Genomic DNA, 22,229 nt, shown 5'->3' on the forward strand with positions numbered 1-22,229 from the left:
ATGACGACCATCGACGTCGAGGATCTCGTCGCGATCGACGTCCACACCCACGCGGAGGTGTCCTCCAAGGGCCACTCCTCCCTGGACGACGACCTGCACGACGCCTCCTCCGCCTACTTCAAGGTCGAGGGCAAGCGGAAGCCCACCCTGGAGGAGACCGCCGCGTACTACCGGGAGCGGAAGATGGCCGCCGTGATCTTCACGGTGGACGCCGAGTCCGCGACCGGCACGGCCCCCGTGCCCAACGAGGAGGTCGCCGAGGCCGCCGCCGCCAACGCGGACGTCCTCCTCCCCTTCGCCTCCATCGACCCCTTCCGGGGAAAGGCGGGCGTGAAGCAGGCCCGGCGCCTGGTCGAGGAGTACGGGGTGCGGGGCTTCAAGTTCCACCCCAGCGTCCAGGGCTTCTTCCCCAACGACCGCTCGGTGGCGTACGACCTCTACGAGGTGATCGAGGAGACCGGCACCATCGCCCTCTTCCACACCGGCCAGACCGGTATCGGCGCCGGCGTGCCCGGTGGGGGCGGGATCCGGCTCAAGTACTCCAACCCGCTGCACGTGGACGACGTGGCGGCCGACTTCCCGCACATGAAGATCATCCTGGCGCACCCGTCGTTCCCCTGGCAGGACGAGGCCCTGGCGGTCGCCACCCACAAGCCGGGCGTGCACATCGACCTGTCCGGCTGGTCGCCGAAGTACTTCCCGCCGCAGCTGGTGCAGTACGCCAACACCCTGCTCAAGGACAAGGTGCTCTTCGGCTCGGACTTCCCGCTCCTCACCCCCGACCGCTGGCTCGCCGACTTCGCGAAGCTGCCGATCAAGGACGAGGTCAGGCCGAAGATCCTCAAGGAGAACGCCGCCCGCCTGCTCGGGCTGACAAAACCGTAAGGGGCGTGACATGCGCAACGAGGGACTGGGGTCGTGGCCCGCACGCCGGGCCCGCAAGACCCCGCACCGCACCGCCCTGGTCCACGGTGGGCAGTCGACGGACTACCGCACATTGCATACGCGCACGACCCGGCTCGCCCACGCCCTGCGCGCCCGGGGCATCCGACGCGGCGACCGCATCGCCTACCTCGGCCCCAATCACCCCTCCTATCTGGAGACCCTGTTCGCGGCGGGCATCCTCGGCGCGGTCTTCGTCCCTCTCAACACCCGCCTCGCCGGCCCCGAGATCGCCTACCAGCTGGCCGACTCCGGTGCCAAGGCCCTCGTCTACGGCCCGTCGTTCCAGGGGCTGGTCGCCGGCCTGCCGGGCAACTCGGACGTGCGGACGTACGTCGAGGTCGGCGCCGAATACGAACAAGCGCTGTCCGGGGCCCTCGCGGACCCCATCGACGAGCCGGTCGCGGCCGACGACACCTGCATCATCATGTACACCTCGGGCACGACCGGCCGCCCCAAGGGCGCCATGCTCACCCACGGCAACCTCACCTGGAACGCGATCAACGTCCTCGTCGACACCGACCTGATCGCCGACGAACGCGCCCTGGTCTCCGCCCCGTTGTTCCACACGGCCGGCCTGAACATGCTCACCCTGCCGGTCCTCCTCAAGGGCGGCACCTGCGTCCTGGTCGAGGCCTTCGACCCGGACGCCACCTTCGACCTGGTCGAACGGCACCGGATCACCTTCATGTTCGGCGTGCCGACGATGTTCGACCAGATGGCCCGGCATCCGCGCTGGAAGGACGCCGAACTGTCCTCCCTGCGCATCCTCACCTGCGGCGGCTCCCCGGTGCCGTCGCCCCTGATCGCCGCCTACCAGGAGCGGGGCCTGACCTTCCTCCAGGGCTACGGCATGACGGAGGCGGCTCCCGGGACGCTCTTCCTGGACGCCGAACACGCGACGAGCAAGGCCGGTTCGGCCGGGGTGCCGCACTTCTTCAGCGACGTACGGGTGGTACGGCCGGACCTGGCTCCTGTCGACATCGACGAGACCGGCGAAATCGTGGTCCGCGGCCCGCACGTCATGCCCGGCTACTGGGGGCTGCCCGAGGAGACGGCCGCCTCCTTCGCGGACGGCTGGTTCCGCAGCGGGGACGCCGCCCGCGTCGACGAGGACGGCTACGTCTTCATCGTCGACCGCATCAAGGACATGATCATCTCGGGTGGCGAGAACATCTACCCCGCCGAGATCGAGGACCTGCTCCTCGCCCACCCGGACATCGTCGAATGCGCGGTCATCGGCGTGCCCGACGACAAGTGGGGCGAGGTGCCGCGCGCGGTCGTCGTACCGCGCGAGGGTGCTTCGCCGGATCCCGACGAGGTACTGGCCTCGCTCGCCGGCCGGCTCGCCAAGTACAAGATCCCGAAGTCGGTGGTCATCGCGGACGAACTCCCGCGCACCGCCTCCGGCAAGCTCCTCAAGTCCCGGGTGCGCAAGCGCTTCGGCACCCCCTCCTGACGTTCAACTCTCACCTAAGGAAAGCCATATGGGCATCACCGTCAACGGCCTCGACGAACTCAAGAAGCTGGCCGGCAGCGACCTCGGCACGAGCGAGTGGATCGAGGTCACCCAGGAACGCATCAACACCTTCGCCGACGCGACCGGCGACCACCAGTGGATCCACGTGGACCCGGAGAAGGCCGCGGCGGGCCCCTTCGGCGCCCCCATCGCGCACGGATATCTCACCCTCTCCCTCTTCATCCCGCTGTTCACCGAGCTGCTGGACGTCCAGGGCGTGACCACGAAGGTCAACTACGGCCTGAACAAGGTGCGTTTCCCCGCGCCGGTGAAGGTGGGCTCGCGCATCCGGCTGGTGGCGAAGCTGACGGAGGTCGAGGACGTGCCGGGCGGTGTGCAGGTCGCCGTCGACGGGGCGATCGAGATCGAGGGCGGAACCAAGCCGGCGGCGGTGCTGCAGAGCCTGTCGCGGTTCTACGCCTGAGGCCGACGCGACCGAGCCCGCGCCCGCCGTGCCGCACGGGCGGCCTCGCCGACTCGTGGGCTCAGTCGCCCTCCCGCACCGGGACCAGGTCGAGCAGCCGTTCCGCACACTCCCGGGCGAGCGGGGTGAGCCGGTCGTGGACCGTCCGGAACGTCTTCTCGGCCTCCTCCGCCGGCCAGTCGTCCGGCAGGTGCATGACCGGCAGGCGGGGGTCGCGGCGGATCACCTGGAGCCACTCGGTGGACAGTCGCAGCCGCAGCGCGAACGAAGCGAGAGCGGGATCCTCCCGCCCGGAGGCCGGGGAGACGTCGTCGGGGGTGGGCAGCCGGGCCTCCCACGGCTGCCAGCGCCGCACGAACTCCTCGTAACGCGCCGCCAGTTCGGCCAGCTCCCAGGTCTCCTCGATCATCGCGCCGATGTCCATGCCGGCGTCGGCGTGTGCGCGGAAGACCTTCACATGGGCGGACAGGCCCAGCTCGTCGACGAGCGACGACACGTCGACCTCGCCGGGCGCGATCCACAGGCCGCTGAACAGCGGCCCGAAGCCGCTCCAGGTGAGCTGGGAGCGCAGGTCGTGCCGCTGCCGCTGCCACGACTCGGGCAGGGAGAAGCCGAGCAGGGTCCAGGTGCCGTCCCAGTGCCGGTTGACGGCGCCGGTCTGCCAGATGCGCCGGCCGCCGTCCCGCAGGACCGCCGCCGAGCGCTCGGTCAGGCCGAAGTACATGCGGCGGCCCTCGCGCTGCCGGCGCAGCAGACCGCGGTTCACCATGCGGGTCAGCGTCGACCGTGTCGCCTGCTCACCGACGCCGGCGCGCGCGAACACGTCGATGACACTGCCCGAGTACACACAGACGTCCCGGCCGAGCACCTGGTCGCCCAGGAACGTCAGCATGAGGGACTGGGGCCGCAGCGACTCTTCGGTGGTCACGCGGCCCACGTTACCTCCCGCCGTCAGTCCGTGACCTGCTGGTACGCGTACACGGCCGTCGCCACCGCGCACACTCCGGGCGGGATCATCTCCACCCGCAGGGTGCCGCTGTTCGCGTCGTGATCGACGCCCTCCGCCTCGAACGCGCCCGTGCACACGCTGCGCTGCGGCAGCGCGAACAGGCTCCTCACCGAGCCGGTGACCGCCTGTCCGTCCAGCTTGTGGGGGAGATCGACCTGGAGCAGCGGCCGGATCTCGGGGAACAGCGTGCCGGTGGCGTCGTTCGAGGCGCACACCAGCCGGGTCTGAGTCACGAAGTCGCAGCCCTGGATGTCGCGCACCGGTTTGTCGAGCGTGATCTGCCCGGCCTCCGACAGGTCGCCTCCCGTGGGGGGAGTGGCGGGGTTGAGCAGGGGAGCGGGGAAGACCTGGAGTCTGTTCTGGTCGCCCCACTCGCCCGACACCAGCCACTGCCCGTCGGGCGAGACGGTGGCGAAGGAGTTGTTCAGCTTCTCGCCCGGGCTGAGCCGGTGGACGTACTCGTAGCGCTTCTTGGCCGGTGTGGTGACCGCGAACATCTTCGACGTGGCGGTGTCGGGACCCTGGTAGGCGTCGAAGACGTACCCGCCCGCGATGTCCGGGTCACCGATGTGGTTCCAGCCCTTGACGCGGAGGTCGAGGGGGATGGACGCCAGTCCGCGGTACAGCAGTGAGCCGTCCGCGCGACTGGCGAGGCCCTGGCCGCCGCCGAGGGTGTCGGTGTACGCCGTGCCGGTCTCCTCCCAGGACGGGGCGCCGGCGGCCGACGCCGTGCCCACGCCCAGCGCGCAGGCGCCTAATAAGCCTGCCAGTGCGACGAGTTGACGTTTCATCAGGCTCCTGTCACGTCGACGAAGATGGGGTTGGAATAGAACCACGTATCGGCCCACGGGTCACCGTCTCCGGGCACGTGGGGAATCGGGCCGTGCGGGTCGACGGAGGCACCCAGGTAGCCCGCGCCGTTGCGGTTGCCGTCGCTGCCGCGGAGGCGGAGGTAGAAGGACTCGTCCCCGGCGGTGACCGGGATGCGCAGGGTGTACGTCCCTGTGCGGCCGGACACGTCCTTCGTCTGCACGACCTTGGTGTCCGGTGCCCGCCAGGCGTCCCGGTCGGCCACCGGGCCGCGCACCGCGCCCCGGATCACGTCCACGTGCGCCAACTCCGGCAGACCTCCCTGGGAGTTGGGGCGCGAGGTGGTGGTGACGGTGACGTTCAGCGTCAGCTTCTCGCCCTTGCGGACCCGCAGCCGGCCGCCCAGGGTGACGCCCCGGCCGTGGTCGCGGTCCCGCTTCAGCCGCGCGTCGAGGCCGTCGAGCAGATGTCCGTGGTCCAGCCAGACGCGGCCCGCGCGCAGGCCCGCCATGACCGCGCGGTAGCCGTAGCGGGTGACGCCGACGTGGGTGCGGCTGAACTGGCCGGGCCAGAAGTCGCTGCCGGGCTGCGGGACGTCGGTGTCGACCGGGTCGGGCAGCCTGCCGGTGTTGTCGAAGTTCTGCCCGGCCGGCCAGTCTCCGTTCTTCCAGGTGTCGAAGACGGTCCGGTGGTTGTCGGAGTTGGTGGTGATCGAGAACAGCCTGCCCTCGGCGAGCATCGCGTCCCACAGCCCGCCGACCGTCGCGGTGGCCCAGTCGAAACCGCCGTACGTCACGTACGCGTCCGCCGGGTAGCCCGCCCAGGACTGCGCCGACGGCTTGTTCTCGTACTCGCCGCGGATCGAGGTGGCGCCGCGCCAGCCCGGCAGCGCCGCACCCTGGGCGCCGGGCGCGCCCTCCATGCCGATCATGATCTCGGGGGCCGCGTCGCGCCAGTTGCGCATCTCGTGCGGGGAGTCGATGCCGAGGCGCAAGGGGTGGTTGGCGAGGACGAGGACGTCGTCGACGTAGCCTGTGCGGCGCTGTTCGGCGAGCCACCGGATGGCCTTGACGGCGTGGGCCTCGTTGCGTGCGGTGTCGGTCGCGGCGGCGGAGCCCTCGGTGTAGTTGAGCAGCTTGCCGTCGAAGGCGAGCTCGAACCGCGTGAGCAGGTCGACCTCGTGGGGGCCGGGCGCGGCGAACACCGTGCAGTGCTCGGCGGCCGGGATGTACCACTCCAGACCCTGGAAGATCAGCTGACGAGGGTTCTCGGCCCGGGCCTTGAGGATCTCCTTGTGCTCCATCTCGGCGCCGTGGTGGGCGTGCCCGAAGTTCGAGTGCTCGTTGAACACCATCCAGTCGAGGCCGTACTGGGCGGCGGCCCGCGCCTGCTGGGAGAACGTGTACTTGGCGTCGTGGCTGTAGACGGAGTGCACATGGTGGTCACCGACCAGGTAGGCGAGGCGGGGGTCGTCGCCGCCGAAGCCCTGCTGGTCCGCGGCGAGCGCGGGGGTCGGCGCCGGCCCGAGGGCGAAGGCGGCGCCGAACAGGCCCGCGCGGCGCAGGAGCCCGCGTCGGGAGACGCCCTGGGCGTCGAGGTCGGCGGGGGAGACGGACGGATCGGCCCAGCCGGGCAGCTGCTGCTCGTGCATCGTCATCCTTCGGAAGAGGTCAGTGGTTCATGAACGACGTGACGGGCAGCGCGCGTTCGACGATCCGGACGTCGCCGAGCCGGCCGTACAGGATCTGGTCGATGGCGCCGCCGTACTCGTAACCGCCCAGCAGCCACGGCAGGCCGACGGAGGTGAGTCCGACGGCGGGGGCGTGCGGGTTGCGGGCGACGGGGCAGCCCTGGACGTACATCGTGGTGTGGGAGCCGTCGTTGACGACGGCGACGTGCCACCACACCTCTCGGGCCGTCTCGTCGCCCCAGTTCGTGGCGATGCCCTGCTGGTTGAGCGGGCGGACCGCCCACTGCGGGCCGGGCCCGTCGGACAGGGAGAGCGTGGCCAGCGGCTCGTCCGGGTCGTCCTCGGTCTTGCCGGCGGCCCCGCCGGTGCCGGTGCGGCTGACGAGTCCGCCCCAGGCGTTGTGGGAGGGGTCCCAGTCGGCCGGGGGGCGGTAGAAGGCCTCGATGGTGTAACCGGCCTTGAACGTCGCCGAGTTGAGGGGAGCGTTGTCGACCGTGCGCAGGTAGGCGCCCTTCAGCGGGGACTTGTAGCCCTGGAACTCCAGGCTGCCGTGGCCGGGCTGGTCGGGGTGGTGGTCCGCCGACCAGCCCAGCGAGCCGCCGCCCACCGACACCGCGGTGAGGTCGTTGCCGCGGCCGGACAGGTCACGGACCGTGCCGGACACGGGTGACTCGAAGCGCCAGTACGCGACCGTGCCCGGGACCAGCATCCTCGAGGCGGGGCGGGCCGGGCGCACGGGCAGCGGGGCGAAGCCGGAGAAGCGGCCCGCGAAGTCGATGTCGACGGAGAACCGGTCGGCGTCGCCGCTGAGTTCGATCTCCTGCCGCTCCAGCTCGTTGAGCCCCTTCGCGGCCCGGCCCAGGATCCACGGGGAGACCGTCTCCACGTCGATGACGTTCCGGTCCAGGTCGAAGTGGTAGAGGCGGATCATCGCCGCGCCGCCGAAGTAGCGGTTCTGATAGTTCGTCAGGTGCAGGTGGACGTCGTTGCCGGCCGCGTTCCTGCGCGTCACCCGGCCGGCCGGCCAGTAGTGCCCGTTGAGGGTGAGGAAGATCTGGTCGTGGTCCTCGATCAGCTGGTCCCACAGCTGTTGTCCGTACGCGGAGAGGGAGTCGTCCTCGACGACCAGCTCGTGCGTGGTGAGGACGACCGGCGTCCTGGGGTGCTTGGCCAGGACGTCCTTGGCCCACGCGTACCCCTTCGCGGACAGCCGCCAGTCCAGTGCGAGCACCATCCACTCCCGGCCGGCCGCCTCGAAGAGGTGGAAGGTGTTGTAGCCGTCGGGAGAGGCCCCGCCGAAGGTCGGCTTTCCCTCGAACCGCTTCGGACCGAAGGCGTCCAGGTACGGCGTCGGGCCCCGCTGGTCGTCGGTCGACGACCTCACGTCGTGGTTGCCGGCCAGGACGCTGTAGCCGACACCGCGCCGGTCCAGAAGCCTGAAAGCCTCGCTGATCGCGGTGACTTCGGCCTGGGCGCCGTTCTCCGTGAGGTCGCCGAGGTGGGACAGGAAGACGATGTTCTCCTCCCTGCCGTGCTCCAGGAGGTAGCGCAGGGACGCCTCGATCGGCGCCTTGTCGATGCTCGGCCCGTCGAAGAGGTACTGCGTGTCGGGCATGACGGCGAGGGTGAAGCGGCTGCTGTCGGGGTCGGGCCGCCAGGCGGCGGAGGCCGGGGCCGCCTCGGCGGCGGCCGGCAGCGCGAGGCCGGCGGTCGCGGCGGCGCCCAGGAGCGCCGTCGCCCGCAGGAAACCGCGTCTTCCGGCACCGGCCTGCGCGGCCTCGCCCTGGTCGTGCTCATGCAAAACGCACACGTGTGCTCCGTAACACTGCGTAAAAGGTGACAGAGAAGGCGTGGGGGGAGTCAGAGGGCGCGCAGGGTCCAGCTCCAGTGGTGGACGCCCGGTGCGATGAGGTACGACGGTGAGGTGTCGGGCCCGCACGAGGCGGTGCCCAGGCCGCGGTGGGCCGCGTCGACATGGACCACGCACCCCGCCCGTGGGACGAGTCGGTCGTGGTGGGTCACGGCGGTCAGGTCCTCGGCGCGGTAACGGGTCACGGACACCTGCCGCGGCTCGTCCAGCGCGACCGTGAGACCCGTGGCGTCCGGGGCCGACAGGGTGAACCGCCGTACGCCGTGCCGCCCGCCGCTCTCCTGCGGACGCAGATAGGGGGTGAACAGCTCGTCCACCGGAACGGAGTGATGACCGACGGGCGCGCCGAAGCCGCGGTCCGGATACGACTCCCAGGGGCCCTGCCCGTACCACTCCATCAGATCGAGGCCCGCCACCGTCTCGAACACGGACCCCACCCGCGCCACATCGGCGAGCGCGTCCGGCAGTTCGGCCCGCTCCTCGACGTGGACGCCGCCCTCGACCGGCGTGAGCACCTGCACATGACGGACGACACCCGCCTCCGTCGCGTACTCGGCGTGCACGGTGACCTGCCCCGCCGCCCGGCGGACGTCGGCGACCTTGCGCACGAGCGTGTCCAGCCCCCAGGTCCGCCAGCGCGGGGCCAGGCCGCCCAGCTCGTCGTTGTCGGTGGGCGCCCGCCACAGCGAGAGGACGGGTGCGGAAGTGAGCAGGGGATGGACCAGCAGCCCTTCCCCGTCGACCTCGACGGAACGGTTCCGCGCCACGGGGGCGGACCGCATCGGCTCAGCGGCGCGCAGCCGTACCTGCGGCAGGCACACCACCGTGCCGCGCGGCGCCCACGGTTCGTCGGCCGCGGTCGTCACCCGCAGCGTCAGCCACGCCTCGCCGCCGCCCCGCGGGAGTTCGAACGGCAGCGGCACCGCCGCCGTCTCACCCGGGCGCAGTTCGGGCAGCTCGGCCGGTGCGGTCAGCGTGCCGCCGTCGGCCAGGGCCAGCTCCCACCGGGCGGACAACCAGTCCAGGCCGCGGAAGTGCTGGTGGTTGCCGATGACGACGCCCTCGTGCCGGAAGCACTCCAGCCGCACCGGCGCCGCGATCTCCCGGTGCTCGTACATCACGGGTTTGGGCGTGCGGTCCGGGAACACGACCCCGTCCGCGATGAAGGCGCCGTCGTGGATCCGCTCCCCGAAGTCGCCGCCGTACGCCCAGCGGTGGCCGGGCGCGGTGACACCGTTGTCATAGAGTCCGGCGCCCCCTCGCCCGACCGGTCTTCCGTCGTTCACACGTTGCAGGATGCCGTGGTCCCAGAACTCCCAGATGAAGCCGCCCTGAAGACCCGGGGTGGACTCGATGGCCGCCCAGTGGTCCGCGAGCGTGCCGTTGCTGTTGCCCATCGCGTGGGAGTACTCGCACTGGATCAGCGGCTTGGTCTGCTCGCCGGACAGCGCGTGCGCCACGCAGTCCTCCAGCGGGGCGTACATCGGGCAGGCGATGTCGGAGGCGACCTGCGGGTCGGCCCAGCCGAGCTTGGCGGCGCCCTCGTACTGGATCGGCCGCGTCGGGTCGTGCCGGCGCACCCAGCCCGCCGCCGCGTCGTGGTTCGCGCCGTAGTCGGACTCGTTGCCCAGCGACCAGATGATGACCGAGGGGTGGTTCTTGTCCCGCAGCACCATCCGGGAGACCCGGTCCACGAAGGCGTTCAGATAGCGCGGGTCGTCGGCGATCTCGTGGGCGTGGTCGTGGGACTCGATGTCGGCCTCGTCGACGACGTACAAGCCCAGTTCGTCGGCGAGGTCGTACAGTGCCGGGTCGCCCGGGTAGTGCGAGGTGCGGACCGCGTTGAAGCCGAAACGCTTCAGCACGACCAGGTCGGCGCGCAGGTCGTCGCGGGTCACCGTCCGCCCGGTCAGCGGATGGAAGTCGTGCCGGTTCACGCCCCGGACGAACACCCGCTCGCCGTTGACCAGCAGGTCCCGCCCGACGATCTCGACGTCCCGGAAGCCGACGCGGTGGTGCGAGGCGTCGGCGACGGTGCCGTCGGCGCGGTGCAGCCGCACGGTCAGGCCGTACAGTTCGGGCGTCTCGGCGTTCCAGGTGCGTACGTCGGCGACGGTGGTCAGCAGCCGGGCCTCGCCGAGGAAGTCGGAGACGCGGCCGTCGTCGGTGCTGGCGCGGTCGAACTCGCCGTCCTGCGTGAGCAAATGACCGTCCAGCTCGCCGCTGACGTACCACCCCTCGGGCAGCGCACCGCCCGCGTCCCGCACCCGGCAGTCGACTCGCAGGTCGCCGTACCGTCCCGCCCGCACGCTCACGTCGGCGAGGTGCAGGGGATCCGTCGAGTACAGCAGCACCGACCGGGTGACGCCCCCGTGCCACCACTGGTCCTGGTCCTCGATGTGCGAGGCGTCCGACCACTTCACGACCGTCAGCCGTACGACGGCCCGCTCGCCGGCGCGCACCAGCCCCGTCAGGTCGAACTCGGCGGCGAGATGGGAGTCCTTGGAGATGCCGACCGGCCGCCCGTCCACGTGCACGAGGAGCACGCTCTCGGCGGCCCCGACCTGGAGCACGATCCGCCGCCCGGCCCACTCCGCGGGCACGTCCACCGTGCGCTCGTACACACCCGTCGGATTGTCGGCGGGCGACAGTGGGGGGAATTCTGTATACGGCATACGGACGTTCGTGTACTGCGGAAGGTCGTCGGTGTCCTGCATGGTCCAGACACCCGGAACGTATGCCGACGACCACACGTCCGCGACCGGCGCGTCCGGGGCGGGCAGCAGCTGGAAGCGCCAGTCGCCGTCCAGCTTCAGCGCCCCGGCGCGGCGGTCCGTGGCGTTCATCGGCAGCCGCCGCCAGGAGGTCACCTCCGGTGTCTCCCAGGGGCGCAGCGCCAGCAAGGGGTCCATCAGCGGATGGCTCCCTTGCCGAGGTCGCCGATGATCTGCTTGGCGCCGATGGCGAACACGATCAGCAGCGGGACCAGGGCGAGCAGCGCGCCGGTCATCACCATGCCGTAGTCCGTGGTGCCGTGGACGCCGTTGAGCTGGGACAGCGCGACCTGGAGGGTGACGTTGTCCGGGTCGGTGAGGGCGATCAGGGGCCACGCGTAGTCGTTCCACTGGGCCATGAAGGTGAAGATGCCGAGGAAGGCGAGGCCCGGGCGGACGACCGGGAGCGCGACGTGCCAGTACTGGCGCAGGAAGTTCGCCCCGTCGATCTTCGAGGCGTCCAGCAGTTCGTCGTGGATCGCGCTCTGCATGTACTGGCGCATCCAGAAGATGCCGAACGCGTTGGCCGCGGCCGGCACGATCAGCGCGGTCATCGAGCCGATCCAGCCGATGTTCGCCATGATCACGAACTGCGGGATGATCGCCATCTGCGTCGGCACCATGAAGATCGCCATCAGCACGACGAACAGCAGCCTGCGGCCCGGGAACTCGAACTTGGCGAAGACGAACGCGGCCAGCGAGTCGAAGAACAGGACCAGGAAGGTCACCGAACAGGCCACCAGCAGCGAGTTGAACATCGAGCCGAAGAAATCGATGTTGTCGAAGAGACTGCGCACGTTCTGCAGGAAGTGCGAGCCGGGCAGCAGCTTCGGCGGGTAGGAGAAGATCTCGGTCGACGTGTGCGTCGACATGATGATGGCCCAGTAGAACGGGAAGGCCGACAGCAGCAGCCCGATGACGAGGACCGCGTGCAGTGCGATGCCCCGGCGCCGGACACCCTGTATGCCCTTGGGGCGCCTGGTGCCTTGGATGGATGCCATGGTGTTCGGGCCTCCCTAGTCTTCGTCCCGGCGCTGCACCAGCCGCCAGTTGATGATCGAGAAGATGACGACGACGAGGAAGATGCCCCACGCCACGGCGGCGCCGTAGCCGAAGTCGTTGTTGTCGAAGGTCTGCTGGAAGAAGTAGAGGACCATCGTCCGGCCCGCGTGGTCCGGACCGCCGGAGAACGTCGAGTCGTTCGAGGTGTTCTGCAGCAGGACCTGCGCCTCGGTGAAGCTCTGCAGGCCGGTGACCGTGGAGACCACGAGCACGAACAGCAGGGTCGGCCGCAGCAGGGGCAGCGTGATCCGGAAGAACGTCTGCAGGGGACCGGCGCCGTCCATGCGCGCCGCCTCGTACAGCTCGCCCGGGACGGTCTGCAGTCCCGCGAGGAAGATGATCGCGTTGTAGCCGACCCACTGCCAGGTCATCAGCGTCGCGATGGCGACCTTGATGCCCCACGGCGTGTTCAGCCAGGCCACCTGGTCCAGACCCACCGCCTGCAACAGGGCGTTCACCAGGCCGAAGTTGGTGGAGAACACCGAGCCGAAGACGATCGCGATCGCCACCACCGAGGTGACGTTCGGCAGGAAGTAGGCGAACCGGTAGACGTTCTTGAAGCGGACCGCCGCGTTGAGCATCACGGCCGTGACCATCGCCAGGAAGATCATGGGGAAGGTGGCCAGCGCCCAGATGATGACCGTGTTGCCGATCGAGCTCCAGAAGTCGCTGTCGCTCACCAGGTACTGGTACTGCGACAGACCCGCCCACTCCATCGAGCCGAGGCCGTCCCAGCGGTGGAAGGAGAGGTAGAGCGAGAAGCCGACGGGGATCAGACCGAAGGCGAGGAACAGCAGATAGAACGGGGAGATCGCGGCATACAGGTGCCAGTACTTGCGCCACCCGTTCCTCGGCCGCACGGCGGGCGGGTCCGCCAGGACCACGGGGGGCTTCTCCAGGGCGGGGACGGTGGCCATCAGTAGCTCACCCCCAGGTGCTTCGCGATCCGCCGGCACTTGCTCATGGCGTCACTCCAGGCCTTCTCCGGGTCCTTGCCGAGGACGCCGACGTTCTTGATCTCGTCCTTGATGGGCTGCCCGAGCGCCACGTCGAAGGGGCTGTTGTAGGCGACCACGATCTTCTGCGCGGCGGGCCCGAAGACGTCCGTCGTCACCTGGCCGCCGAAGAACGGGTCGGGTTCGCGCAGTTGTTTCAGGCCGTACGAGGCCGGGGTGGAGGGGAAGAGACCCGCGTCGACGTAACCCGAGGCCTGGTTGGCCGCGTCGAGCATCCACGCGATGATCTCGAAGGCCTGCTCGGGGTCCCGGCACGCCTTGGTGACCGACAGGAACGAGCCGCCGTTGTTGGAGGGCCGCACCGGCATGTCGGCGATCCGCCACCTGCCCTTGGTCTTCGGGTTGCCGTTCTTGATGTCGTACGTCGCCCAGGAGGCGCCGAGCTGGCTGGGCAGCTTGCCCGAGTCCACCGCCGAGATCTGGTCCGGGGTACCGGTGACGAGGTTGGAGACGATCCGGCGCCGCTTGGCCTCCACGGCCAGCGCCCAGGCCGCCCGCACGTGCTCCTGGTCGCCGATGAAGTTGCGGTCCTTGTCGACGTACCGCTTGCTGCCCTGCTGCACCACGTTCTCGAAGACGCTGTTGACGTCGGTCAGCAGAGAGGACCCCGGGACGCGCTTCTTGAGCTGCTCGCCCGCCGCGAAGAACTTCTCCCAGGTGTTCAGCTCCCGGGACACGTCGGCGGGCTCGTACGGCAGTCCCGCCTTGCGGAAGACCTCGTACTGGTAGAAGTGCGCGACCGGACCGCAGTCGATGGGGAAACCCACCATCGAGCCGTCGTCGGCGATGCCCTGGTCCCACTTCCAGGACAGGTACCGGTTCTTGTACTTCTCCGCGCCCAGGGTCCGCAGGTCCACGAACTGGTCCGCGTTGGGCAGGTAGGACGCCATGTCCTCGCCCTTGAGGCCGGCGATGTCGGGGACGTGGGCGCGTCCGGCCATCGTGGTGATCAGCTTGGACCGGTAGTAGCCGCCGATCTTGATGGCCCGGAGGTCGACCGCGCTGTCGTAACGGGCCTTGGCCTTGGCGACGACGGTGTCGCCCAGGCCGCCGTCCCAGTACCACAGGACCATGTTCCGGCCGGTCGAGCCGGTCGGAACGGCACAGCCGGACGCCAGGCCGCCCAGCGCGGTGGCCGCCGTGCCGGCCAGACCCGCGCGCAGCAGGCCTCTTCGTGAGAGCCGCACAGCTCCCACCGCCTTTCGGATCTCTTCGGGACTTCGCCTACGAGGGGGGATGTCGGGGGTTTCGCGAGCGCGGGGGTCACTACGGCCGTGCGGGCGGCGTGACGGGCGCGTACCGGACGGGAGGACCGGGATCGTCCGGCAGCCGCTCCGCCAGGAAGCCGTACGCCCGCTTCAGCGCGGGGTCGGTCAGCGAGCGCCACCAGCGGTCGACGCCGTACCAGCCGGGGGCCGCCAGCGCGCCACCGTGATGCCGTACGGACAGACCCGCGGCCAGTACGGCGAACCGCAGCCGTTCCTCCAGCGGCCAGCCGCCGAGCGAGGCCGCGACGAAGCTCGCGCCGAAGACGTCCCCGGCGCCCGTCGCGTCCAGGACGTCGACGTCCAGGGCGGGGACGTCCACGTACTCGCCGGTCGTCTGGTCGACGGCGACGGCGCCGTCGCCGCCCCGCGTGACCACGGCGACCGGCACCAGCTCGGAGAGCGTGCCGAGGGCGGCGACCGCGCTCTCGGTACGGGTGTAGGCCATCGCCTCGGCCTCGTTGGGGAGGAAGGCGTGGCACAGGGAGAGCTGGTCGAGGAGGTCGGTGGACCACTGCTGGGTGGGGTCCCAGCCGACGTCGGCGTAGATGTGGGTGCCGTTCGCGGCGGCCTTGGCGAGCCAGGCGCGCGGTTCGGCCTCCAGGTGCACGAGGGCCGTGCGCGCCTCGGGCGGGTCGCCCATCAGCGCGTCCTGCGAGTACGGCGGTTCCTGGCCGTGGGTGACCAGCGCACGGTCGTGTCCGTGGGCGAGCGCGACGGTGACCGGGGTGTGCCAGCCGTCCGCGACGCGCGAGAGCGAGAGGTCGACGCCCTCCTGCCCGGCGAGGATCTCCAGGCAGTGGGCGCCGTAGAAGTCGTCGCCGAAGACCGTGGCCAGGGAGGTTCGCAGACCGAAGCGGGAGGCGGCGACGGCCAGGTTGGCGATGCCGCCGGGGCCGCAGCCCATGCCGGCCGTCCAGATCTCCTCGCCCGGTGTCGGCGGCCTGCCCAGACCCGTGAGGACGAGGTCGTAGAAGAGCAGCCCGGTCAGCAGCACCTCGGGCCGGTCGTCGTCCACGCGCGCATCCTCTCGTCCGAGAGTCGTCTGAGAGCCTCGTCAAAACTCTTCATTTCGGTGACCGGAATCGTGCGCCGATCGGCGACATTGGTCAAGACTTCAGCAGAAGTGAGCATAGAAATGATTGAAGATGACGAGTAGTGTTCACGTCGTGCTGGCAGAACGACGACATCAACTCATCCTGCGGGCCCTGCGCTCCGGTGGCCCCGCGGCCGTGACCGATCTCTCCGAGCAGCTGGGTGTGAGCCCCGCCACGGTCAGGCGTGACCTGGTCAAACTCGAGGAGGACGGCCTGCTGACGCGGGTGCACGGCGGGGCCGTGGCCGACGAGGGCGACCAGCCCTTCGCCGAGGTCGCCGAGGTGCGGGTGGCCGAGAAGGACGCCATAGCCGCTCATGCGGCCGCCATGGTCGCCGACGGTCAGTCGGTGCTGCTCGACATCGGCACCACCGCCTACCGTCTGGCCAGACAGCTGCACGGCCGCCGCCTCACCGTGATCACCAGCAACCTGGTGGTCTACGAGGAGCTGGCCGACGACGAGGGCATCGAGCTGGTGCTGCTCGGCGGCATGCTCCGCCGCGAGTACCGCTCCCTGGTCGGCTTCCTCACCGAGGACAACCTGCGCCAGCTGCACGCGGACTGGCTCTTCCTCGGCACCAGTGGAGTGCGCCCGGGCGGGCAGGTGATGGACACGACGGTCGTCGAGGTCCCGGTGAAACGGGCCATGATCAAGTCCGGTGACAAGGTCGTCCTGCTCGCCGACTCGGCGAAGTTCCCGGGTACCGGCATGGCGCAGGTCTGCGGTCCCGAGGACCTGGACGCGGTGGTGACGAACGCGCCGGTGAACGCGGCGACCCGGTCCTCCCTGGAGGAGGCCGGCGTCGACGTGGTCCTGGCGGGAGAACCAGGAAAGGCGGGCGCAGCGTGAAGCTGACCATTCTGGGCGGCGGCGGATTCCGGGTGCCGCTCGTGTACGGGGCGCTGCTGACGGACCGCGCCGAGGGCCGGGTCACCGAAGTCGTTCTGCACGATCTGGACGACAGTCGACTGTATGCGGTCGCCCGTGTGCTGGATGAACAGGCCGCGGCCGTACCCGACGCCCCCCGCGTGACCGCCACGACCGACCTCGACGAGGCCCTGCGCGGCGCCGACTTCATCTTCTCCGCGATCCGGGTCGGCGGCCTGGAGGGCCGCGCCAACGACGAACGGGTGGCGCTGGACGAGGGTGTCCTCGGCCAGGAGACGGTCGGCGCGGGCGGCATCGCCTACGGTCTGCGGACGGTCCCCGTCGCCGTCGACATCGCGCGACGTGTGGCCCGCCTCGCCCCCGACGCCTGGGTCATCAACTTCACCAACCCGGCCGGACTGGTCACCGAGGCCATGTCCCGCCACCTCGGCGACCGCGTCATCGGCATCTGCGACTCGCCGGTCGGCCTCGGCCGCCGTATCGCCCGTGTCCTCGGGGCCGACCCCCGCGAGGCCTGGATCGACTACGTCGGTCTCAACCACCTCGGCTGGGTCCGCGGTCTGCGTGTCGCCGGCCGCGACGAACTCCCGCGGCTGCTCACCGACCCCGACCTGCTCGGCTCCTTCGAGGAGGGCAAGCTCTTCGGCGTCGACTGGCTCCGGTCCCTGGGCGCGATCCCCAACGAGTACCTGCACTACTACTACTTCAACCGGGAAGCCGTCCGCTCCTACCAGCAGGCCGAGAAGACCCGCGGCGCCTTCCTCGCCGACCAGCAGGCCCGCTTCTACGAGGAGATGAAGCGCCCCGACGCGGCGGCCCTGACCGCCTGGGACCGCACCCGCGCCGAGCGCGAGGCCACCTACATGTCCGAGAACCGGGAGACGGCGGGCGCCGGCGAGCGCGACGCCGACGATCTGTCCGGCGGCTACGAGAAGGTGGCCCTCGCCCTGATGCGGGCCATCGCCCGCGACGAGCGCACGACCCTGATCCTCAACGTGCGCAACCAGGGCACGCTCTCGGTGCTCGACGGGGACGCGGTCATCGAGGTGCCCTGCCTGGTGGACGCCAACGGCGCGCACCCGGTGGCTGTCGCCCCGTTGCCCGACCACGCCACCGGCCTGGTCTGCTCGGTCAAGGCCGTCGAGCGGGAGGTGCTGGCCGCCGCCGAGGCCGGCTCGCGGACGACGGCCGTGAAGGCGTTCGCGCTGCACCCGCTCGTCGACTCGGTGAACGTCGCCCGCAAACTGGTGGACGGATACACCTCGGTCCATCCCGGCCTGGCGTACCTGAAGTAAGCGCTTTCCCCTCACTGGTTCCTGGAGACTTTCATGCACGACGAACGCCGCCGGATCGAGGAGCGCGTCGAGCGCGTCCACACCCAGCGCATCAAGCCCGCGATCTACGCGGCCACCGTCCCCTTCGAGGTCGAGGCCTGGCAGGCGCCGGGGGAGCCCGTACCGTTCGCGGAGGCGGCCGCCGCGCCCTACGAGCCGTTCGCGATGGACACCCCGTGGGGCCCGCCCTGGGGCACCACCTGGTTCCGCATGCGCGGCCAGGTGCCCGCCGAGTGGGCCGGAAAGCGCGTCGAGGCGGTCATCGACCTCGGCTTCGTCGGGGACTGGCCCGGCAACCAGGCAGAGGCGCTGGTGCACCTCGCGGACGGGACGCCGCTGAAGGCGGTCAACCCGCTCAACCAGTACGTGCCGATCGCCCACCCCGCCACGGGCGGCGAGACGGTCGACTACCTGGTCGAGGCGGCCTCCAACCCCGACATCCTCGCCGACAACTTCTCCGCCCCGACCCTGATGGGCGACATCCTGACCGCGGGCGACAAGCCGCTGTACACCTTCCGGTGCGCCGACCTCGCCGTCCTCGACGAGGAGGTCTGGCACCTCGACCTGGACCTCCAGGTGCTGAGCGAGCTCATGGTCCACCTCGGTGAGCACGAGCCGCGCCGCCACGAGATCATGCACGCCCTGGACCGGGCCATGGACACCCTGGACCTGGACGACGTCTCCGGCAGCGCCGCCGCCGTCCGCGAGGTCCTGGCCCCCGTCCTCGCCAGGCCCGCCCATGCCAGCGCCCACACCATCTCCGGCGTCGGCCACGCCCACATCGACTCCGCCTGGCTGTGGCCGATCCGCGAGACCAAGCGCAAGACGTCCCGCACCTTCTCCAACGTGACGTCCCTGGCCGACGAGTACGACGACTTCATCTTCGCCTGCTCCCAGGCCCAGCAGTACGAGTGGGTGCGCGACAACTACCCCCAGGTGTGGGGCCGCATCCAGGACTCGGTGAAGAAGGGCCAGTGGGCCCCGGTCGGCGGCATGTGGGTCGAGGCCGACGGCAACCTGCCCGGCGGCGAGGCCATCGCCCGCCAGCTGATCCACGGCAAGCGGTTCTTCATCGAGCACTTCGGCGTCGAGACCAAGGGCGTCTGGCTGCCGGACTCCTTCGGCTACACCGCCGCCTACCCGCAGCTCGCCAAGCTCGCCGGCAACGAGTGGTTCCTCACCCAGAAGATCTCCTGGAACCAGACCAACAAGTTCCCCCACCACACCTTCTGGTGGGAGGGCATCGACGGCACCCGCATCTTCACCCACTTCCCGCCGGTCGACACCTACAACGCCCGCTTCAGCGGCGAGGAGATGGACCGCGCGGTGCGCAACTACCGCGAGAAGGGCGGCGGTACGCGCTCGCTGGCGCCCTTCGGCTGGGGCGACGGCGGTGGCGGCCCGACCCGCGAGATCATGGAACGGGCCCGCAGGCTCGCCGACCTGGAGGGCTCGCCGAAGGTCGTCGTCGAGCACCCCGACGCGTTCTTCGCCAAGGCCCGCGAGGAGTACCCGGACGCCCCGGTCTGGAACGGCGAGCTCTACCTGGAGCTCCACCGTGCCACGTACACCTCCCAGGCCCGCACCAAGCAGGGCAACCGGCGCAGCGAACACAAGCTGCGCGAGGCCGAGCTGTGGGCCACGACGGCCGCGCTGCACGCGCCGGGTTACGCGTACCCGTACGAGAAGCTCGACCGGCTGTGGAAGACGGTCCTGCTGCACCAGTTCCACGACATCCTGCCGGGCTCCTCGATCGCGTGGGTGCACCGCGAGGCGGAGGCCGAGTACGCCCGCGTGGCCGAGGAACTGGAGGCCCTGACGGCGGAGGCGGTCGCGGCGCTGGGCGGTGGCGCGACACGCGTGTTCAACACCAGCCCGTACGACCGCGCGGAGGTCGTCCACACGGCCGACGGCGCACCGGCGTACGTCAAGGTGCCCGCGAACGGCAGCGCTCCCCTGACCGACGCCGGGCCCGCGCAGCCGGTGCGGGCCGAAGGGCTGGTCCTCGACAACGGTCTCGTGCGGGTGCAGGTCGCGGAAGACGGCACACTGTCTTCTGTATGCGATCTGCGGTCGAACCGTGAGGTGCTCGCCGACAAGGGCAACCTGCTCCGCCTGCACACCGACCTCCCGAACTACTGGGACGCCTGGGACATCGACAAGCACTACAAGAACCGCTACACGGACCTGCTGGCCCCCGACTCCATCGAGGTCGTCTCGCAGGACCCCCTGCTCGGCGCGATCCGCGTCACCCGGTCCTTCGGCAAGGGCTCGACGATCACCCAGACCATCACCGTCCGCGCCGACAGCCCCCGCATCGACTTCGAGACCGAGATCGACTGGCACGAGGCCGAGAAGATCCTCAAGGCGGGCTTCCCGGTGGACGTCCGGGCGGCACACTCCTCCGCGGAGATCCAGTTCGGTCACGTCCAGCGGCCCACCCACACCAACACCAGCTGGGAGGCGGCCCGCTTCGAGGTCTGCGGCCACCGCTGGGTGCACATCGGTGAACCCGGCTACGGTGTCGCGGTCCTCAACGACTCGACGTACGGCCACGACGTCACCCGCACGGTCCGCGAGGACGGCGGTACGACGACCACGGTCGCCCTCAGCCTGGTACGCGCCCCGCGGATCCCGGACCCCGAGGCCGACCAGGGCACGCACAGGTTCACGTACTCCCTGCTCCCGGGCGCCACGATCGGCGACGCGGTCGCCGAGGGCTACGCCCTCAACCTGCCGCTGCGCGTGGCGGAGGCGGCAGGCACGCCGGAGCCGGTCGTGTCCGTGGCCGGCGAGGGCGTGACCGTCGAGGCGGTCAAGCTCGCCGACGACGCGTCCGGTGACGTGGTCGTGCGGTTGTACGAGTCGCGCGGCGGCCGCGCCCAGGGCGTGCTGAGCACCGGATTCCCGCTCGCCGGCGCCCAGGTCACCGACCTGCTGGAGCGGCCCCTGCCCGACGAGACCGCGCACATCGAGGACGGCACGGTCGCGGTCTCGCTGCGCCCCTTCCAGGTCCTGACGCTCCGTCTGCAGCGCGGCACCACCGGCCGGTAGGAATCGGCCCCCAGGGGCGGGCGCCCCGGCCGCGCCCGCCCCTTCACCGAAGTGACCTTCTTCCGCCGAGGAGTTCAGCCGTGCCCATGCAGCCGTGGTTCACCGACGCCAAGTTGGGGATTTTCGTCCACTGGGGGATCTACGCCGTCGACGGCGTCCAGGAGTCCTGGTCGTTCTACGACGACATCGTGCCGCACGACCGGTACATGTCCCAGCTCGACCGCTTCACCGGCGCCCACTACGACCCGCACGCCTGGGCCGGCCTCTTCGCCCGGGCGGGCGCCCGATACGCCGTCCTCACCAGCCGCCACCACGACGGCGTCGCCCTGTGGGACACCGCGTACGGCGATCTGCACCTGGGCCGCGACTACCTCACCGGCTACGCCGACGCCCTGCGCGACAAGGGCCTCAAGGTGGGCCTGTACTACTCGCACTCGGACTGGAGCCACCCCGACTACGCCACCACCCGCAAGCCGGGCCGCCCGCCGGAGATGGAGGACAACCGCTACTCCGAGTGCTCGGCCGAGGACGAGGACCTGGCGGCCTGGGAGCGGTTCATCGCCTACCGGGACGGCCAGATCCGCGAGCTGGCCTCCCGCTACCGGCCCGACCTGATGTGGTTCGACGGCGAATGGGACCGCAGCGAGGAGCAGTGGCGCATCAAGGAGCTCGCCGCGCTCATCCGCTCGTACGTGCCCGACGTCGTCTTCAACGCCCGCATGCTCAGCGAAGGCGACTACGCCACACCCGAACAGGGCGCCCCCATCGAACCCCCGGACGGGCCCTGGGAGTTGTGCCTGACGATCAACGACTCGTGGGGCTACCAGCACCACGACCACAACCACAAGTCGCTCACCCAGCTGATCCGCTACTTCACCGAGACCATCGGCGGGGGCGGCAACCTCCTGCTCGACGTCGGCCCGATGGAGGACGGCACCATCCCCGAGCCGCAGGCCGAGCGCCTCGAAGGCCTGGGGGAGTGGATCCGCAAGCACTCCGAGGCCGTGTACGGGACGGTGCGCGGGCTGCCGGCCGGGCACCACTACGGACCCAGCACCCTCTCCGCCGACCGCCGCACGCTCTATCTCACCGTGTACGACATCCCGCGCGCCGAGATCGGCGTACGCGGCCTGGTCACGCCGGTCCGCAGGGTCACCGTCCTCGGTACCGGCACCGAACTCGCCCACCGCGTGGTCGGCGGCCTGCACGAGGCCGTCGGCGTGCTGTGGATCGACCCGCCCGCAGCGGCAGACCTCGATCCGCACGCCACGGTCCTCGCGCTCGAGCTGGACGGCGAGGTGGAGCTGTACCGGGGGTCGGGCCGCTCCTGAGGGGCCCGACCACGGCAGTTCCCGTCCGTGCGCGCGACGGCGAGGACTAGGTGTACTGCCCTGTGAGGTTGGGGACGCGGCTGGCGGGTGGTTGGCCTTTCAGAGCGGTGTGTCCTCGGTGGTGATTGTAGGTGTGCAGCCACT

Annotated in this window: 16 protein-coding genes; 7 read left to right on the forward strand and 9 right to left on the reverse strand. The window is 70.4% G+C overall.

Annotated elements, in window-relative coordinates:
- Positions 1–9 precede the first annotated feature (9 nt).
- From KUM49_RS25245 to KUM49_RS25255, 3 genes are read left to right on the forward strand one after another with little or no spacing between them, the layout of a single operon-like run.
- Positions 10–885: an amidohydrolase family protein gene (locus tag KUM49_RS25245; RefSeq protein WP_308406735.1), complete on the forward strand. Its 876-nt coding sequence runs from the start codon at positions 10–12 to the stop codon at positions 883–885.
- Between the two features lie 10 nt (positions 886–895).
- Positions 896–2,401, forward strand: coding sequence for an o-succinylbenzoate--CoA ligase (gene menE / locus KUM49_RS25250; protein ID WP_217239211.1), 1,506 nt, complete (start codon positions 896–898; stop codon positions 2,399–2,401).
- Positions 2,402–2,429: 28 nt separating this feature from the next.
- Positions 2,430–2,885, forward strand: a complete 456-nt coding sequence (locus tag KUM49_RS25255; protein WP_217239212.1) for a MaoC family dehydratase — start codon at positions 2,430–2,432, stop codon at positions 2,883–2,885.
- A gap of 61 nt (positions 2,886–2,946) precedes the next feature.
- Here KUM49_RS25255 and KUM49_RS25260 read toward each other — a convergent pair whose 3' ends face one another.
- The 9 genes from KUM49_RS25260 to KUM49_RS25300 all read right to left on the reverse strand — a co-directional run bounded on the left by KUM49_RS25260 (position 2,947) and on the right by KUM49_RS25300 (position 15,399).
- Positions 2,947–3,813 carry a PaaX family transcriptional regulator C-terminal domain-containing protein gene (locus KUM49_RS25260; protein WP_308406731.1) on the reverse strand — a complete coding sequence of 289 codons (867 nt, stop codon included), beginning with the start codon at positions 3,811–3,813 and terminating at the stop codon, positions 2,947–2,949.
- A gap of 23 nt (positions 3,814–3,836) precedes the next feature.
- The gene (locus KUM49_RS25265) at positions 3,837–4,685 is read right to left on the reverse strand and encodes a hypothetical protein (RefSeq protein WP_217239213.1); all 849 of its coding nucleotides are present in this window, start codon (positions 4,683–4,685) and stop codon (positions 3,837–3,839) included.
- Positions 4,685–6,355 (reverse strand): histidinol-phosphatase, encoded by a 1,671-nt coding sequence (locus KUM49_RS25270; RefSeq protein ID WP_217239214.1) that lies wholly within the window; start codon positions 6,353–6,355, stop codon positions 4,685–4,687. Before KUM49_RS25270 ends, KUM49_RS25265 begins: the two co-directional genes overlap by 1 nt.
- A 19-nt stretch (positions 6,356–6,374) precedes the next feature.
- Positions 6,375–8,204, reverse strand: a complete 1,830-nt coding sequence (locus KUM49_RS25275) for a LamG-like jellyroll fold domain-containing protein (RefSeq protein WP_217239215.1) — start codon at positions 8,202–8,204, stop codon at positions 6,375–6,377.
- 50 nt (positions 8,205–8,254) lie between these two features.
- Positions 8,255–11,176, reverse strand: coding sequence for a glycoside hydrolase family 2 TIM barrel-domain containing protein (locus tag KUM49_RS25280; RefSeq protein WP_217239216.1), 2,922 nt, complete (start codon positions 11,174–11,176; stop codon positions 8,255–8,257).
- Positions 11,176–12,039 (reverse strand): carbohydrate ABC transporter permease, encoded by an 864-nt coding sequence (locus KUM49_RS25285; protein ID WP_217239217.1) that lies wholly within the window; start codon positions 12,037–12,039, stop codon positions 11,176–11,178. The genes KUM49_RS25280 and KUM49_RS25285 overlap by 1 nt, the downstream gene beginning before the upstream one ends.
- A 15-nt stretch (positions 12,040–12,054) precedes the next feature.
- A complete protein-coding gene (locus tag KUM49_RS25290; protein WP_217239218.1) occupies positions 12,055–13,017 on the reverse strand; it encodes a carbohydrate ABC transporter permease in 963 nt (320 codons plus the stop codon).
- The gene (locus KUM49_RS25295) at positions 13,017–14,303 is read right to left on the reverse strand and encodes an ABC transporter substrate-binding protein (protein ID WP_217239219.1); all 1,287 of its coding nucleotides are present in this window, start codon (positions 14,301–14,303) and stop codon (positions 13,017–13,019) included. The genes KUM49_RS25290 and KUM49_RS25295 overlap by 1 nt, the downstream gene beginning before the upstream one ends.
- Positions 14,304–14,382: 79 nt before the next feature.
- On the reverse strand, positions 14,383–15,399 hold the full coding sequence (locus tag KUM49_RS25300; RefSeq protein WP_217239220.1) for a carbohydrate kinase family protein: 1,017 nt from the start codon (positions 15,397–15,399) through the stop codon (positions 14,383–14,385).
- 151 nt (positions 15,400–15,550) lie between these two features.
- Between KUM49_RS25300 and KUM49_RS25305 the strand changes: the two genes are divergently transcribed.
- From KUM49_RS25305 to KUM49_RS25320, 4 genes are all read left to right on the forward strand, one after another.
- Positions 15,551–16,327: a DeoR/GlpR family DNA-binding transcription regulator gene (locus KUM49_RS25305; RefSeq protein ID WP_217239248.1), complete on the forward strand. Its 777-nt coding sequence runs from the start codon at positions 15,551–15,553 to the stop codon at positions 16,325–16,327.
- Positions 16,324–17,661, forward strand: coding sequence for a 6-phospho-beta-glucosidase (locus tag KUM49_RS25310; RefSeq protein WP_217239221.1), 1,338 nt, complete (start codon positions 16,324–16,326; stop codon positions 17,659–17,661). The genes KUM49_RS25305 and KUM49_RS25310 overlap by 4 nt, the downstream gene beginning before the upstream one ends.
- Before the next feature lie 33 nt (positions 17,662–17,694).
- Positions 17,695–20,754: a glycoside hydrolase family 38 C-terminal domain-containing protein gene (locus tag KUM49_RS25315; protein WP_217239222.1), complete on the forward strand. Its 3,060-nt coding sequence runs from the start codon at positions 17,695–17,697 to the stop codon at positions 20,752–20,754.
- Between the two features lie 80 nt (positions 20,755–20,834).
- Complete coding sequence (locus tag KUM49_RS25320; RefSeq protein WP_217239223.1) at positions 20,835–22,085, forward strand: alpha-L-fucosidase; 1,251 nt, start codon at positions 20,835–20,837, stop codon at positions 22,083–22,085.
- Positions 22,086–22,229 lie beyond the last annotated feature (144 nt).

It is taken from the genome of Streptomyces sp. AC555_RSS877 (assembly GCF_019049245.1).
Classification (GTDB): domain Bacteria; phylum Actinomycetota; class Actinomycetes; order Streptomycetales; family Streptomycetaceae; genus Streptomyces.